The sequence below is a fragment of the Martelella sp. HB161492 genome, from assembly GCF_013184775.1.
Taxonomy (GTDB): domain Bacteria; phylum Pseudomonadota; class Alphaproteobacteria; order Rhizobiales; family Rhizobiaceae; genus Martelella.
The window spans coordinates 138,872-152,898 of the sequence record NZ_JAATVV010000010.1; the positions used below are offsets into that span (position 1 = coordinate 138,872).

The window sequence follows — 14,027 nt, forward strand, 5'->3', positions numbered from 1 at the left end:
CCCTTTTTTCGTCATCTGCGGGTTACAGTCTGCGGCAAACGCCGTCCTGTCGCAGGTGACGGCAGCGACCATTGCCAGAGGATCCCAGAATGCTCAATATCGCTCTTATCGGACTTGGTCATATGGGCCGCGCCATCGCCGTCCATCTGGCCGAAACCGGCGCCTGCAAGGTCAGCGCCTGGAACCGCTCCGGCGTCACGCTTGATGGTGTGGCGGTGCTTGGCGACCCAGTCGATGCCTTTGATGCCGATGTGGTGATCACCATGCTGTCCGATGATGATGCAATCCGTGCCGCTCTTCTCGACAGCGGCGCTCTGGAAAAGGCGGGCAAGAGCGCGATCCACATCGTCATGTCGACGATCTCGACCGGATTTGCCGCTGAACTGACCGGCCTTCATGCCCGTCTCGGTCTCGAATTTCTGATGGCGCCGGTTTTCGGCCGGCCCGATGTGGCAGCGGCTGGCAAGCTCAATATCATCGCCGCCGGGGATGCTGCGGTCATCGCAAGGGCAAGGCCGGTTCTCGACCTGATCGGCCAGAAGACCTATGTCGTCGGCGAAAGACCCGAAATGGCAAGCGCGGTAAAGCTTTCCGGCAACGCCATGCTGGTCAATGCGGTGGAGGCGATGGCCGAGGCCGCGGCCATTTCCGAGACCCATGGTGTCTCGCGCGCCGCCTTTCTCGATATCATGCTCAATACGCTGTTTTCGGCGCCGGTCTACAAGGGTTATGGCGCCAAGATCATCAGCGGCGATGACAGCGTCGGCTTTACGCTCACCCTTGCCGCCAAGGATATCCGTCTGGCGCTGGCGGCGGCCGGTTCCGATGCCGACGTGCCGCTGATTGCGCTTCTGCGTGACCGGATCGCGCAAGGTATCGACGAGGGACGCGGCAATGAGGACCTCGCCGCCCTGTCAAAGGTCAGCCTCAGGGGGTGATGAGGAATTTTCCCCAGCGTTTCAGGCGGATGGCGGGGCCAGGCCATTCGGCAGTGAAATCCAGATCACGGTCTGCGCTTCTGGCGAATGACGGGAGAGATGTCCCTTGCCATGCGTGTCCTCAACCAGCACGAATGTTCCGGCGGTGACGTGGCGAACCGCGCCGTCGCTTGTTTCATATTCAACCGCACCGTCGAGCCGTACTGTCAGAACCGGTTCCGGCACGGTGTGCCAGGCAACTTCGCGCATGCCGGCCGGAATATGGGTAATGCGCATACGCGATGCCGGATAGCTGGCGGTGACGTCGAAAGCAACCGCATCCGGATGCACGGCGGTCTTGGTCGTCGGCAGATCGATCTCGCCGAAATGAGATTCCCCGTCTGGCGTGGCATAGATGCGCAAGCAATGCATGGCTGCAGCCTTTCCGAATTTTGGATCGAGGGCGGCGGAGGTCTGTTGTTGAAGTTTCTACCAGCTCTTCAGGGCCCGCAATTCGGGCGTCTTCTTGAAGATATGGGCGTCCATGCGGGTGAGCAGACGGTCGAGCACGGAAACGGCTTCGCCGATCGCCGGGCCCTTGTTCAGCATCACGCATTCGGCGCGTGCGCCCATGGCGGCATCGGTCATCTCGCCGCGTGAGGGCACGCCGGATTTGACCAGGCTTTCCAGCACCTGGGTGGCCCAGATCACCGGCACGCTGGCCGCTTCGCAGATCCACAGGATCTCTTCCTGCATCTCCGCCAGCCGTTCGAAACCGATTTCGGCGGCCAGATCACCCCGCGCGATCATCACCGCGAAGGGGCGTTTGCCCGCAGCGCGTGCGATCAGCGCCGGCAGGTTCTTCACCGCTTCCGGCCGTTCGATCTTGGCCACCACGCCAAGGCCGGGATTGGCCGCGCCCCCGGCAGACAGTTCCCGGTCGAGAAGGTCGAGATCTTCCGGCCGCGAGACGAAGGAATAGCCGATCATGTCGGCCAGGCCGATCACGCTTTTCATGTCCGCCTCGTCCTTGGCGGTGAGCGGCGACAGGCCGAGCGCCGTGTCGGGCAGGTTCAGCCCCTTTTCCGGTTTCAGCTTCACCCCACCGGCCTTGACCCGCACGGCGCGGATGATCGCCTCATTGTCGCTGATGCTTTCGACCACCGCTTCCATCTTGCCGTCATCATAGAGCAGCCGGTCACCGACCTTCAGCCGGGTCACCATTTCCGGCAGTGAAACACAGGCGGAAAAACGGATGGTCTCGTCAATGCGCGGCACATCGCCGGTCAGAAGGCGGATCCTCTCGCCGGTCTGGAGCTTCATTTTCTTTTCCGCCATCGCCACGTCGCCGGTGCGGATTTTCGGTCCGGCAATATCCATCATCAGATGCAGCTGCCGGCCGGTCGCCATGCGGGCGGTCTCAAGGTTTTCCGCCATGGCTTCCCAGTCCTGCGCACTGTCATGGGCGCAGTTGATCCGGGCAATATCCATGCCGCGCCGGGCAAGATCGCTGAGAAGCGCCGGGTCCGTAGCAGCGTCCTGAGGCAGGGTCACCATGATGCGGCTGCGTCGCGCGCCGCCCGTCCGGCCAAACATCAGATCTGCCGCCTCCTCCAGACGCCGCTCGCCGTCAAAGAAATCGCCCTGGTCCGGCAAAATAGCGGTGCTGTCGCGGCCGGCGAGGGCGGCGAGCGCCACAAGCACCGCATCAAGCGTCGGCAGAACGCGGGCTTCAAGCCGGCCGAGCGAGGAAAGGCCATGGCGCATCAACGCCTTCTGCAAGGGGCGGAGGTCGTGATGGCGCAGCGCCAGATAATGGGCGAGATTGCGTATTCCCGGCATCGCGGCGGCGTCCGGGCCGAAACCGGTCAGGATCGCCTGCGCCTCGCTCAGCACCATGCCGCGCAGTGCAAAGACGCGGTCATGCAAGCTCCACAGATCGTCCATGTCGGTGAGATCGCTGAATTCGGCCATGAGGTCCTCCCGTTTTCTCCGAGCATAGGAATGATCCTTGACCGTTCAATGACCGAGCAGAGACGCTTTGTCACCCCGGCATATCGAAGCATGCCGCTTTCAGCGTTATGTCGGGCTTTCCTTGCCGGCTGTCAGCCTGCAATCTGGCACGCGGATTGCAGCGAGATCGTCAGCTTTTGAAATTGTGCACAAAATAATAAGAAATGAGCACAATTTGAAAGTGACGTGTTCAAATTTTACGCAAACGCTTACTGGAGAGCCAATATGACCGCATTTTCATTTCGCCCCGCCCGCCATCTCGGTGGCTTGACCGCGGCCCTTGCCCTGTTCGCCCTTCCGGCCGCAGCCAATGCCGTGGAGCTGCAGATGGCGTCGGGCTATCCCGATACCAATTTCCTCACCCAGACCGTCCAGGCCTTTATTGCCGATGTCGAAAAGCGCACCGATGGCGATGTCACCATCACGCTGCATAACAACCAGACTTTGGTGAAGCTGCCCGACATGATCCGTGCCGTGCAGACGGGGCAGGTGGCCATGGCCGATGTCCGTCTGGGCAATTACGGCAATGACGATCCGGTCTATGTGGTTGATGCCATCCCCAATCTGGCGGGCGATTATGACAGCGCGCTGGAGCTATGGGATGCTTCCAGGCCCTATCTCACCGACAGTTTCGCCAAACGCGGCCTCAAGGTCCTGTTTGCCATGTGGAACCCGCCGCAGGGCTTCTTCACGGAAGAACCGCTGGAAACGGCCGAGGATTTCGACGGGCTGAAGATGCGCATCTATTCCACCGGAACCTCGACGATGGCTGGACTTCTCGGGGCCGAGCCAAAGGAAGTGCCGTTTTCTGAAGTGGCGCAGGCCTTCTCCACCGGTCTGATCAACTCGATGTTCACCAGCCCGCAGACGGGTATCGATACCCAGGCCTGGGATTTCACCAAGGATCTGACCATGGTCGGTGCGCTGTTCACCAAACAGCTCGTTTCCATCAACGCCGATGTCTTTGACGGCCTGCCGAAGGAAGACCAGGATGCGATCCTGGCGGCTGCCGCCGATGCCGAGAAGAACGGCTTTGCGCTGATGCAGTCGCTTGCCAAGGACCAGCTGGCGCTGATCGCTTCCAAGGGGATGACGGTCAGTGATGCCGATGAAGCGGTCATGACCAAGATGAGCGAAGTTGGCGCCACCATGCTGGATGAATGGATGAAGGCGGCAACGCCGGAACAGGCCAAGGTCATCGAAGACTACAAGGCGATGAAATAAGGGCTGAAATCGTGCTCAAAGCGGGCCTTGTCCGAGGCCCGCTTCCGCCTGCCGGCTTGCCGGTTGTCGCAACAGGGAGCGGCGCGTCTGCGCCAGCATGACATGAAAATCCTCTCCAATGCCTCCGGCATCGTCGCAGCGCTCTGCCTGGCCGCCATGGTGCTGATCCTGCTGGCGGAAATCATCGTTAGGCCCTTCGGCATGATCATTCATTCCGCCGCCGACATCGCCACCTTCCTGATGGTTGCGGTTGCCTGGTTCGGCTTTGTTCATACCTTTCTCTCCGGCAAGCATATCCGGGTGGAGCTGCTGACCCGGCATCTTGCCGCGGGCCCGCGCCGGTGGCTCGAATGTCTGTCATTGATCGGCGCAACGGTGCTGCTCGCCTGGCTGGCCTTTGCATCGGCAAAGCTCGTCCATACCGCCTGGCGCTTCAACGACATGACCGACACGGTGATGCGGATCCATCTGTGGATCCCCATGAGTGTGGTGCCGATCGGCCTGGCGCTGTTTGCGCTCGCCACATTTGGCGAAGCCGTTTTGATCATCCGCGGCGGCGCGGCAGCCGCGACGCTGAGCGATGAGGACGAGGCGCTGGCGCTTGCCCGCTCCGGCGATGGAGACCGCGCATGAGTGCTCTTGCCGTCTTTCTCTTCATGATCGCCGTTCTGGCTGTGCTTCTGTCGCTTGGCTTCTGGGTCGGTCTTGCGCTGGTCGCCACCGGCATCACCGGGCTTTTTCTGATGGGCGCGCCCAATATTGGCGGGCTGATCGGCTCGACGCTGTTTTCCGCGATCAATTCCTGGCCGCTGACGGCGTTGCCGCTGTTTCTGCTGATGGGCGAGATCCTGTTTCGCTCGAAGATTTCCGAAGACCTGTTCAGGGGCCTCGCGCCGCTTACCCGCCGGCTGCCGGGCGGTCTGCTTCATGTCAATATTCTCGGCTCCGGCATATTGGCGGCCATCGTCGGGTCATCGGGGGTCTGCTGCGCCACGGTTGGTCGGATGTCGCTGCCGGAACTCAAAGCCCGTGGTTATGATGAGCGCATGGCGATTGGCACGCTGACCGGTTCCGGAACGCTCGGCCTGCTGATTCCGCCGTCGATCATGATGATCGTCTACGGCATTTCCACCCAGACTTCGGTGGCACGGCTGTTTCTGGCTGGCGTCGTGCCGGGCCTTCTCATGGTGGTGCTGTTCATGGGCTATGTCGCCATCTGGTCGCTGATCCATCGCGACCGGGCGCCGGTGCACCCGGCGGGCGAGGAAACGCGGCTGGCTGATCTCGCCCGCATTGCCGCGCCCGTTGTTCTCATCATTGCCGTGATCGGCTCCATCTATGGCGGCCTTGCAACGCCGACGGAATCGGCCGCCATCGGCGTTGCCGGTGCCTTTCTTCTGGCGCTGGCGCAGCGGGCGCTGACGCTGAAGACCTTGCTGGAAAGCTTCATGGCGGCGGTGCGGTCCTCGGCGCTGATCATGCTGATCATGGCGGGCGCTGCGGTGCTTTCAACCGCGCTTGCCTATGCGCAGATCCCGGTCAAGGTGGCCGCATTCGTCACCGCCATGCAGCTTGGGCCGATCGGCTTGCTGCTGGCGCTGACCGTGCTCTATGTCGTGCTCGGCTGCTTTCTTGAGGGCGTGTCGATGATCGTGCTCACCGCTTCGGTGGTCATGCCGATGGTGGCTGCCGTCGGCATCGATCCGGTCTGGTTCGGTATTTTCGTGGTGATCATCGTCGAGATCGCCCAGATCACGCCACCGGTCGGTTTCAATCTTTTCATCGTTCAGGCGCTGACAGGGCGCGATATCGCCACGGTCACCCGGGCGTCGCTGCCCTTTCTCATGCTGATGCTCGCCGCCATCGTGCTGATCACGGCGGTGCCCGAGCTTGTTCTGTTTCTCCCGCAAACCATGATTGGTCAATGAGGTCGCAAATGCGAGATTTTTACGGTTACGGACGCGATCTGCCGCAGGTCCGTTGGCCGGGCGGCGCCCGCGTGGCGGTATCTTTTGTCCTGAATTTCGAAGAGGGCAGCGAATTTGCCATTGGCGACGGCGATGACCGCAATGAAAGCGTTTATGAGGTGATCGACGGGCTGCCGGTTGCCGACGGCTGCATCCAGTCCCATTTCGAATATGGCACGCGGGTCGGCTATTGGCGGATCATGGAGCTGATGGAGAAATACAAGGCCAGGATCACCGTTTCAGCCTGTGGCCGGGCGGCCGAGCGTTCGCCATGGCTGGTGCATGACGCCCGCGAACGTGGCCATGAGATCGCTGCCCATGGCTATCGCTGGGAAAGCCATGCCGGCCTTGAAATCGGTGAGGAGCGCCAGCGCATCGCTGCCGCGCGCCAGGCGATCGAAGCGGCATGCGGTATTGCCCCGGTCGGCTGGCATACGCGCTCGGCGGCAAGCGTGAATACGCGGCGGCTCCTGGTGGAGGCGGGTTTTCTTTATGACAGCGATGCCTATAATGATGACACACCCTATGAGATCAACATAGACGGGCATCGTCACCTCGTGCTTCCCTATGCCTTCGACACCAATGACATGCAGTTTCAGCATACCCAGCGCTTTTCAACGGGCTGGGAATTCGCGACCTATGTCAGCGATGCCTTCGACTGGCTGTGGCGTGAGGGCAAGACGCGGCCGCGAATGCTTTCCATCGGCCTGCATCTGAGGATGATCGGCCGGCCGGGACGGATTGGCGCGCTGCAGACGATCCTGTCGCATATGCGCCGCAAGGGCGATGTCTGGATTGCCCCGAGGGCGGCCATTGCCGCCCATTGGCGCGCCGAAATGGACAAGCTTGGATAAGGCCTCAGGATAACGGCAGTGAATGAGACGCAGATTTTCGATATTCTCTCAAAGCTTCTGCTTGGCGGCCGCCTGCCGCCCGGCACCAAGCTGGTCGAGCAGAAGATCGCCCGGGTTTTCGGTGTCTCGCGGGAGCGCATCCGCAAGGTTTTGCACCGGCTCGGCCATGAACGCCTGCTTGAACTGATCCCCAATCGCGGCGCTTTCGTTGTTGAGCCGACGCTGGATGAGGCGCGCAAGATCTATGATGCCCGCCGGGTCGTCGAGGCCGGTATTGTTGTCAAGCTGACAGACAGCCTGTCTGACCGGGACATAGCGGCGCTTGAGGCGCATGTGGCCGAGGAGGCGCGCGCGGTGGAAGCCGGCGACCGCCCGGCTTCAATCCGTCTGTCTGGTGCCTTTCATCTTCGTCTGGCCGAGATGACGGGGTCCGATCTCATCGGCCGGCAGATGCAGGAACTCGTGTCCCGCACCGCCATGCTGGTGGCCTTTTACGAACATGGCAGCCTGTCGGGCTGCGCCTGCAGCGAACATGCCAGCATCGTCTCGGCGCTGAAGGGCCGTGAAACCATGGGCGCGGTGAGGGCCATGACCTCGCATCTCTCGCTGATCGAGACACGGCTTCGTCCCGCGTCCCAATCGGAGGACGGTCGCGATCTTGAGGAATTGCTGCGTGTCGAGATCGCCAGATTGCTGGTCGAAGAAACCGGGGTGGAGACGGCGAAGTCCCGCTTTTCTGCTGAAGAGGTCTGACGGTTTGCCGATGCGGGTGCTGATCATCAATCCCAATACCACTGCTGCCATGACCGCGACGATCGTCGACGCCATGGCGCCGCATTTTCCCGCAGGCACAGATATCCTGGCCGAGACGGCGCCTTTTGGTCCGCCGGTGATCGCCTCACGCGCAGGCTTTGCCATTGCCGCTCACGCCGTGCTGGAGGCCTATGCACCGTATCATGGCCGCGTCGATGCGGCGGTGATCGCCTGTTTTGGCGATCCGGGGCTCGCGGCACTCAGGGCACTTTCCGGCATTCCCGTGACCGGCCTTCTGGCGGCATCGCTCCAGGCTGTTTCGGGCAGCCGCTTCGGCATCGTCACGGCGGGCGCGGCGTGGAAGGACATGCTTTGCGAGCAGATCGCGCTTTCCGGCGGGAAAGACGACTGTGCGGGGATTGAAATCCTCAGCGGCAACGGCCTTGATGTCCGCAATGATCCCGATGGCGCGCTTGTTCAGATCAGCGCGGCGGCGAAGCGGCTGCAGGCGCAGGGCGCTGAAAAGGTCATTCTAGGCGGCGCAGCCATGGCAGGCCTCGCCGAAAGGCTGGATTTTGCCGCAGTGGACTGCCTGCAGGCCGGCGCCGAGGCCGTTTTCGCAACTGGAGCCATGCCGCGCGAGACGCAGCCACCCGGCAGCAAAGGCCTTGCCGCCGCGCTTCAATCGCTGCTGGATGGCTGAGGATCAGGCAAGCGGAACCAGCGGCGCTGGCATTTCGGATGTTTTTTCCGCCGCCTTGCAGAGATCGGCGATGACGCAGGCCTGACAGTCCGGCTTGCGCGCCTTGCAGCAATAGCGGCCATGCAGGATCAGCCAGTGATGGGCGTGAAACAGGTAATCCGGCGGGATCACCTGTTCGAGGCTCGCCTCCACCTTGTCCGGGGTTGGTCCGGGTGCAAGGCCGATCCGGTTGGCGATCCGGAAAATATGGGTATCGACGGCGATGGTGGGAATGCCAAAGGCCATCGACATGACGACATTGGCGGTCTTGCGGCCGACGCCGGGCAGCGTCACCAGTTCTTCTCGCGTCTTCGGAACTTCGCCGCCGAAATCGGTCATCAGCTTCTCACTCATGGCGATGACATTCTTCGCCTTGTTGCGGTAAAGCCCGATGGTCTTGATATAGCCGATCAGCCGTTCCTCGCCGAGATCGAGCATTTTCTGCGGTGTGTCGGCCACGGCAAAGAGCGCCCGCGTCGCCTTGTTGACCCCGACATCGGTGGCCTGCGCCGAAAGCGCCACCGCCACCAGAAGCGTGAAGGCATTGGTGTGGTCCAGTTCGCCCTTGGGTTCCGGCCGCTGGATCGAAAACCGGCGAAAGATCTCGCGGATTTCCTCAGGCGTATAGGATGTCAGCTTCGTCCTTGCGGATGAACGCCTTGCAGGATTTGACTTTCGCGTGGCGGCGGTGCTGGATACGGGTCTGGCTTTTTTGATCATTCTCAAGTTCCCATGAGCGAGCACGTTATCGACATTTCCGGCGAGCCGCCCGTCTTTTCGGCGGAACTTTTCCCCCATCGGTCGCTGGGGCGCAAGGGTTTTCGCGCCCTGATCGGGGTTTCGGGGCTTGTCGCTCTGGCCGAGCTCGGCACCTTTCTTCATCAGGGCGCCTGGCCGATCGCGCTTTTCTCGATGCTGCCGGTCGCGGCGATCATCATTGCCTTTGCCGTCTCCAACCGCGCGGCGCGCATGCGCGAGGCCGTTTTTGTCAGCCGCGAGACCATTCTGGTGCGCCGCCATTTTCCCTCCGGGCGGCTGGAAGAGATGCGCTTCAATCCCTTCGGCGCGCGGCTGGATATCGATCGCTCGGCCGGCATCGGCATCGTCGCCATGCGGATCACGGCAAGAGGTGAGGGGACGGAGATCGGCGCCTTTCTCAACCCGGCCGATCGCGAGAGCTTCGCGCGTGCCTTCCGGACTGCGCTTGCCAGCGTAACGCGGCGGATCTGAGCCTTCGGCAAGAAACGGGTGGCGGCATGTTCACCGGCGTGCTTTGCTCGCATTCCCGCAGGAGAACGTGAGATGAATGCGCATCTGGAACGCATGACAGGCCCAGCAACGGATATTACGCCCGCCGGCGATGATTACCGGATCATCTGCGATGTGATCGCACTGATCAGCGAGGATTACCGCGATCAGCCGGGCCTTGAGGAAATTGCGGCCAGTCTCGGCCTCAGTCAAAGCGTGCTGCAGAAAACCTTCAGCCGCTGGGCCGGGCTTTCGCCCAAGGCCTTTCTGCAGGCCGTGACGCTCAACCATGCCAAACGGCTTTTGGGGGCTGAGCAATTGCCGCTGCTGGAAACCGCCTATGAGCTCGGCCTGTCCGGTCCCGGCCGGCTGCATGATCTCTTCGTCACCCATGAGGCGATGTCGCCCGGCGAATGGAAGGCGCGCGGCGCCGGGCTCGAAATCCGCTATGGCTTTGCTGCCTCGCCCTTTGGCCAGGCGCTTGTCATGGCGACCCGGCGCGGCCTTGCCGGCCTTGCCTTCGCCGATCCGGGCGAAGAACAGGCCGCCTTTGACGACATGGCGGGCCGCTGGCCGGAGGCGACCTATATCGCCGATGATGCGCTTGCCGCCGGCTATGCTGCCCGCATCTTCAATCCGGCCGAATGGTCGGCAGACAAGCCGCTGCGTGTGGTGCTGATCGGAACCGATTTTCAGGTGAAAGTCTGGGAGCGGCTGTTGCAGATCCCCATGGGCCGCGCCGTCACCTATTCCGCTATTGCCGGTGATATCGGCCAGCCCAGGGCCTCGCGAGCGGTTGGCGCGGCGGTTGGCCGCAATCCCGTTTCCTTCGTCGTGCCCTGCCACCGCGCGCTCGGCAAAAGCGGGGCGCTGACCGGCTATCACTGGGGTATCACCCGCAAACGGGCAATGCTCGGCTGGGAACAGGGACATCTGTGAGGTGAAAATTTCCCTACATGGACTTGAGCGCGGTCAAACAGTCATCTAAATCGATTGATATGATGCGTTGACTTGGAAATGACGGGAGAGCCGCCCGCCCGATGCCGTTTGTTGTCAAACCTGGCCTTGCGTCCGGCGCCTTTTATTGCCAACAGTCATGCAACAAACATCACAGCGCGCTATCCCTCGGATAGGGCGTTGCTGCTGTTATAGCGGCCCGGGAGGCTCGCCGCGCCCGACCGTTCAAAATGGGTTTGCCGGCAAGAGATATGAAGGAAATCATCATGACCTCTAAACTTGACCAATTGCGCGAAATGACCACGGTTGTTGCCGATACCGGCGACATTGAAGCGGTTGCCCGGATCAAGCCGGTCGATTGCACCACCAATCCCAGCATCGTTCTGAAGGCGCTTTCGACCGAAATGTTCGCCGATGCCGTTGAAAGTGCTGTCAAGTGGGGCAAAAGCCAGGGCGGCGACAAGGAAGCTGTCATCGGCGCCGTCGCCAGCCGTCTTGCCATCGATGTCGGCGAAGCGCTGGTCAAGATCGTTCCCGGCCGCGTTTCGACCGAAGTTGATGCCGACCTGTCCTTCAATGTCGCGGCGTCGATTGACAAGGCGCATGAAATCATCGCTGCCTATGAGGCGCGCGGGATTACCCGCGATCGCATCCTGATCAAGCTTGCCTCCACCTGGGAAGGTATCCGCGCCTGCGAAGTGCTGCAGAAGGAAGGCATTGACTGCAATCTGACGCTGCTGTTCTCCAAGTGCCAGGCCATTGCCTGCGCTGATGCCGGCGCATTTCTGATCTCGCCCTTCGTCGGCCGCATCCTCGACTGGTACAAGAAGGACACTGGCGAAACCTACACGACCGAAACCGATCCCGGCGTGCTTTCCGTCCGCTCGATCTACAACTACTACAAGTCCAACGGCATCAAGACCGTCGTCATGGGCGCTTCCTTCCGCAATATCGGCGAAATCGAAGGTCTGGCCGGCTGCGACCGTCTGACCATCGCGCCGAACCTGCTTGAAGAGCTCGCCAATGACCAGGGCGATCTGCCGCGGGTGCTGTCGCCGGAAAAGATCACCGACGAGCCCAAGGTCGACATGGACGAGAAGACGTTCCGCTGGATGCTGAACGAGGATGCCATGGCCACCGAGAAGCTGGCAGAGGGTATCCGCAACTTTGCCAAGGACCTCGGCAAGCTGCGCACCATCGTTTCTGCCAAGCTTGATGCCTGATTTCAGCAAAGTTCGGTAACAAATCGAAGGGCCTGACGGTTTTCGTCAGGCCTTTTTTTAATCCCGATCAACCGGATTTCAGGTTTTTTTTGCCAGATCTGATTTTTTTCAAGCTTGGCCAGCTATTGTCAGGTGCTGCTGTTCACATCTTTGGCAATTGCAGATTAAATATTTAGAATCAGTAATATAGCGGATGAGGGCGTGGCGTAGGCGCGTGACCATAGTTCGTGCATTTGCTTATTCTTTGGGCGCATTCACAGATTTTGTGAACAATGCGGTTACAATTTTCGACTTGTTAAGGCAGCTTCCCCTTCCTATTTAATCAATCGAACAAACGAACAAGTGCAGCACGGCACGAACCGAGCCTGCACACCCAAGGAGATGGAAATGACCAAGATTATTGCTTCGCTCGCCGTTGTCTCAAGCATTGCGCTTGCTCCGGCTGCTTTCGCCGCTCAGCCTGTTTCCCCGGTTGCCCCCGATGCCAGCCACCTGACCAAGTCGCCCGCTGGCAGCGTCGTCGAGATTTCCGGCCAGAACCAGTATGGCAACACGACCAATTACGTCTACAAGGTTCAGCAGGACGGCTCGCTGAAGCTCGTCTTTGCGGCTCAGCAGAACGACTGATTGATCTTGTAACAAATCGGAACTCTAATCGCTGTGCCCCGTTTTATGGAACAGCGAGGCAAATAAGGAGCATCATCATGAATAAGCTGATTGCATCCGCTGCATTTGCTGCCGCTCTTGTCGCAGCCCCGTTCGCCTTTGCCGCCCAGTCAGACAACCCGGTGGCACCGGATGCGGCACATCTGACCAAATCGCCTCCGGGCAGCTTGGTCACGATCGTCGGCACGAACAACGCCGGTAATGAGACCAATTTCTACTATCGCGTCCAGCCTGATGGCTCGTTGAAGCTCATCTTCCAGGAAGCGATCAACGACAGCGACCGCTGATCTTCAGGGCTCTGGCCCTGCAAAGATCCCCGTCGCCTCGATGGCTCCCGATCAAGCCCCGGTCACAGAGGGTGGGAGCACCCAAGGAGAGATAAAATGAACATGAAGATTGTATCGGCCGCGCTTGCCGCTGGCCTTATCACTGCCCCTGCCGCTTTTGCCGCCCAGCCGGTTGCTCCGGTTGCCCCGAATGCGACGCACCTGACCAAGTCCCCTGCCGGCAGCGTTGTCGAAATCACTGGCCAGAACCAGTTCGGCAATGAAACCAACTACGTCTACAAGGTTCAGCAGGACGGTTCGCTGAAGCTCGAGTTCCAGAACCCGGTTACCGACAGCGACAACTGATCGGCGACGGCGGATGACCGCCGGTCCCGAACCAAGAACCAATATGGCTCCCGATCAAGCCCCGGTCACAGAGGGTGGGAGCACCCAAGGAGAACGAACATGAACATGAAGATTGCTTCGGCCGCACTCGTTGCCGGCCTCATTGCCGCCCCTGCCGCTTTTGCCGCTCAGCCGGTTGCTCCGGTTGCTCCGAATGCGACGCACCTGACCAAGTCCCCTGCCGGCAGCGTTGTCGAAATCACTGGCCAGAACCAGTTCGGCAATGAAACCAATTACGTCTACAAGGTTCAGCAGGACGGTTCGCTGAAACTCGAGTTCCAGAACACGGTTACCGACAGCGATAACTGATCGGCGACGGCGGATGACCGCCGGCCCCGAACCAAGAACCAGTACGGCTCCCGATCAAGCCCCGGTCACAGAGGGTGGGAGCACCCAAGGAGAACGAACATGAACATGAAGATTGCTTCGGCCGCACTCGTTGCTGGCCTCATCGCCGCCCCTGCCGCTTTTGCCGCTCAGCCGGTTGCCCCGAATGCGACGCACCTGACCAAGTCCCCCGCTGGCAGCGTCGTCGAGATCTCCGGTCAGAACCAGTTCGGCAACACGACCAACTACGTCTACAAGGTCCAGCAGGACGGTTCGCTGAAGCTTGTCTATCAGGCTCAGCAGACCAACGACTAAGGCGGCGTGCGTCCTTTTGGACGCATCAGGACGCTTTAACTTATTGAATCGACGCATCGTTCTTTTCGAAAATCGATTCCGACTTTCGACCCGATGCGTTGAGGGACTGAATTGATCACCTGGTGTGCCACTGAACGTGCCGGCCTGCCA

Annotated in this window: 18 protein-coding genes; 15 read left to right on the top strand and 3 right to left on the bottom strand. The window is 60.8% G+C overall.

From position 1 onward, the window contains the following. The first annotated feature begins 89 nt into the window (after window positions 1–89). Window positions 90–938, top strand: coding sequence for an NAD(P)-dependent oxidoreductase (locus HCK86_RS17055; RefSeq protein WP_176085682.1), 849 nt, complete (start codon window positions 90–92; stop codon window positions 936–938). Window positions 939–959: 21 nt separating this feature from the next. Here HCK86_RS17055 and HCK86_RS17060 read toward each other — a convergent pair whose 3' ends face one another. After that, entirely contained in the window at window positions 960–1,349 is a 390-nt protein-coding gene (locus HCK86_RS17060; RefSeq protein ID WP_141150253.1) for a hypothetical protein, read from the bottom strand. Between the two features lie 57 nt (window positions 1,350–1,406). After that, window positions 1,407–2,891 carry a pyruvate kinase gene (locus HCK86_RS17065; protein ID WP_246739649.1) on the bottom strand — a complete coding sequence of 495 codons (1,485 nt, stop codon included), beginning with the start codon at window positions 2,889–2,891 and terminating at the stop codon, window positions 1,407–1,409. A gap of 264 nt (window positions 2,892–3,155) precedes the next feature. On the opposite strand from HCK86_RS17065, the gene HCK86_RS17070 reads away from it, so the two are divergent. Genes HCK86_RS17070 through HCK86_RS17095 form a run of 6 tightly spaced genes read left to right on the top strand, consistent with a single transcriptional unit; the run spans window position 3,156 to window position 8,431 of the window. Next, window positions 3,156–4,154, top strand: coding sequence for a TRAP transporter substrate-binding protein (locus HCK86_RS17070; RefSeq protein WP_176085683.1), 999 nt, complete (start codon window positions 3,156–3,158; stop codon window positions 4,152–4,154). A gap of 27 nt (window positions 4,155–4,181) precedes the next feature. After that, entirely contained in the window at window positions 4,182–4,787 is a 606-nt protein-coding gene (locus tag HCK86_RS17075; RefSeq protein ID WP_176085684.1) for a TRAP transporter small permease, read from the top strand. Continuing rightward, window positions 4,784–6,082, top strand: a complete 1,299-nt coding sequence (locus tag HCK86_RS17080; protein WP_176085685.1) for a TRAP transporter large permease subunit — start codon at window positions 4,784–4,786, stop codon at window positions 6,080–6,082. Before HCK86_RS17075 ends, HCK86_RS17080 begins: the two co-directional genes overlap by 4 nt. A gap of 8 nt (window positions 6,083–6,090) precedes the next feature. Then, entirely contained in the window at window positions 6,091–6,975 is an 885-nt protein-coding gene (locus HCK86_RS17085) for a polysaccharide deacetylase family protein (RefSeq protein ID WP_246739650.1), read from the top strand. 18 nt (window positions 6,976–6,993) lie between these two features. Beyond that, on the top strand, window positions 6,994–7,728 hold the full coding sequence (locus HCK86_RS17090; protein WP_176085687.1) for a GntR family transcriptional regulator: 735 nt from the start codon (window positions 6,994–6,996) through the stop codon (window positions 7,726–7,728). A gap of 10 nt (window positions 7,729–7,738) precedes the next feature. Next, entirely contained in the window at window positions 7,739–8,431 is a 693-nt protein-coding gene (locus tag HCK86_RS17095; RefSeq protein WP_176085688.1) for an aspartate/glutamate racemase family protein, read from the top strand. A 3-nt stretch (window positions 8,432–8,434) separates the two neighbouring features. Here HCK86_RS17095 and nth read toward each other — a convergent pair whose 3' ends face one another. Further along, a complete protein-coding gene (nth, locus tag HCK86_RS17100; RefSeq protein ID WP_348641093.1) occupies window positions 8,435–9,187 on the bottom strand; it encodes an endonuclease III in 753 nt (250 codons plus the stop codon). Window positions 9,188–9,202: 15 nt separating this feature from the next. On the opposite strand from nth, the gene HCK86_RS17105 reads away from it, so the two are divergent. The 8 genes from HCK86_RS17105 to HCK86_RS17140 all read left to right on the top strand — a co-directional run bounded on the left by HCK86_RS17105 (window position 9,203) and on the right by HCK86_RS17140 (window position 13,877). Beyond that, window positions 9,203–9,700, top strand: coding sequence for a DUF2244 domain-containing protein (locus HCK86_RS17105; RefSeq protein WP_176085690.1), 498 nt, complete (start codon window positions 9,203–9,205; stop codon window positions 9,698–9,700). A gap of 72 nt (window positions 9,701–9,772) precedes the next feature. Further along, window positions 9,773–10,657: a bifunctional helix-turn-helix domain-containing protein/methylated-DNA--[protein]-cysteine S-methyltransferase gene (locus HCK86_RS17110; RefSeq protein ID WP_176085691.1), complete on the top strand. Its 885-nt coding sequence runs from the start codon at window positions 9,773–9,775 to the stop codon at window positions 10,655–10,657. Window positions 10,658–10,941: 284 nt separating this feature from the next. Next, on the top strand, window positions 10,942–11,898 hold the full coding sequence (gene tal, locus HCK86_RS17115; protein WP_176085692.1) for a transaldolase: 957 nt from the start codon (window positions 10,942–10,944) through the stop codon (window positions 11,896–11,898). A gap of 387 nt (window positions 11,899–12,285) precedes the next feature. Then, window positions 12,286–12,525, top strand: coding sequence for a hypothetical protein (locus tag HCK86_RS17120; protein WP_141150257.1), 240 nt, complete (start codon window positions 12,286–12,288; stop codon window positions 12,523–12,525). Between the two features lie 77 nt (window positions 12,526–12,602). Continuing rightward, complete coding sequence (locus HCK86_RS17125) at window positions 12,603–12,851, top strand: hypothetical protein (protein WP_176085693.1); 249 nt, start codon at window positions 12,603–12,605, stop codon at window positions 12,849–12,851. 96 nt (window positions 12,852–12,947) lie between these two features. Continuing rightward, complete coding sequence (locus HCK86_RS17130; protein ID WP_176085694.1) at window positions 12,948–13,196, top strand: hypothetical protein; 249 nt, start codon at window positions 12,948–12,950, stop codon at window positions 13,194–13,196. A 99-nt stretch (window positions 13,197–13,295) separates the two neighbouring features. Next, a complete protein-coding gene (locus tag HCK86_RS17135; protein ID WP_176085695.1) occupies window positions 13,296–13,544 on the top strand; it encodes a hypothetical protein in 249 nt (82 codons plus the stop codon). Window positions 13,545–13,643: 99 nt separating this feature from the next. Further along, complete coding sequence (locus tag HCK86_RS17140) at window positions 13,644–13,877, top strand: hypothetical protein (protein WP_176085696.1); 234 nt, start codon at window positions 13,644–13,646, stop codon at window positions 13,875–13,877. Window positions 13,878–14,027: the final 150 nt, after the last annotated feature.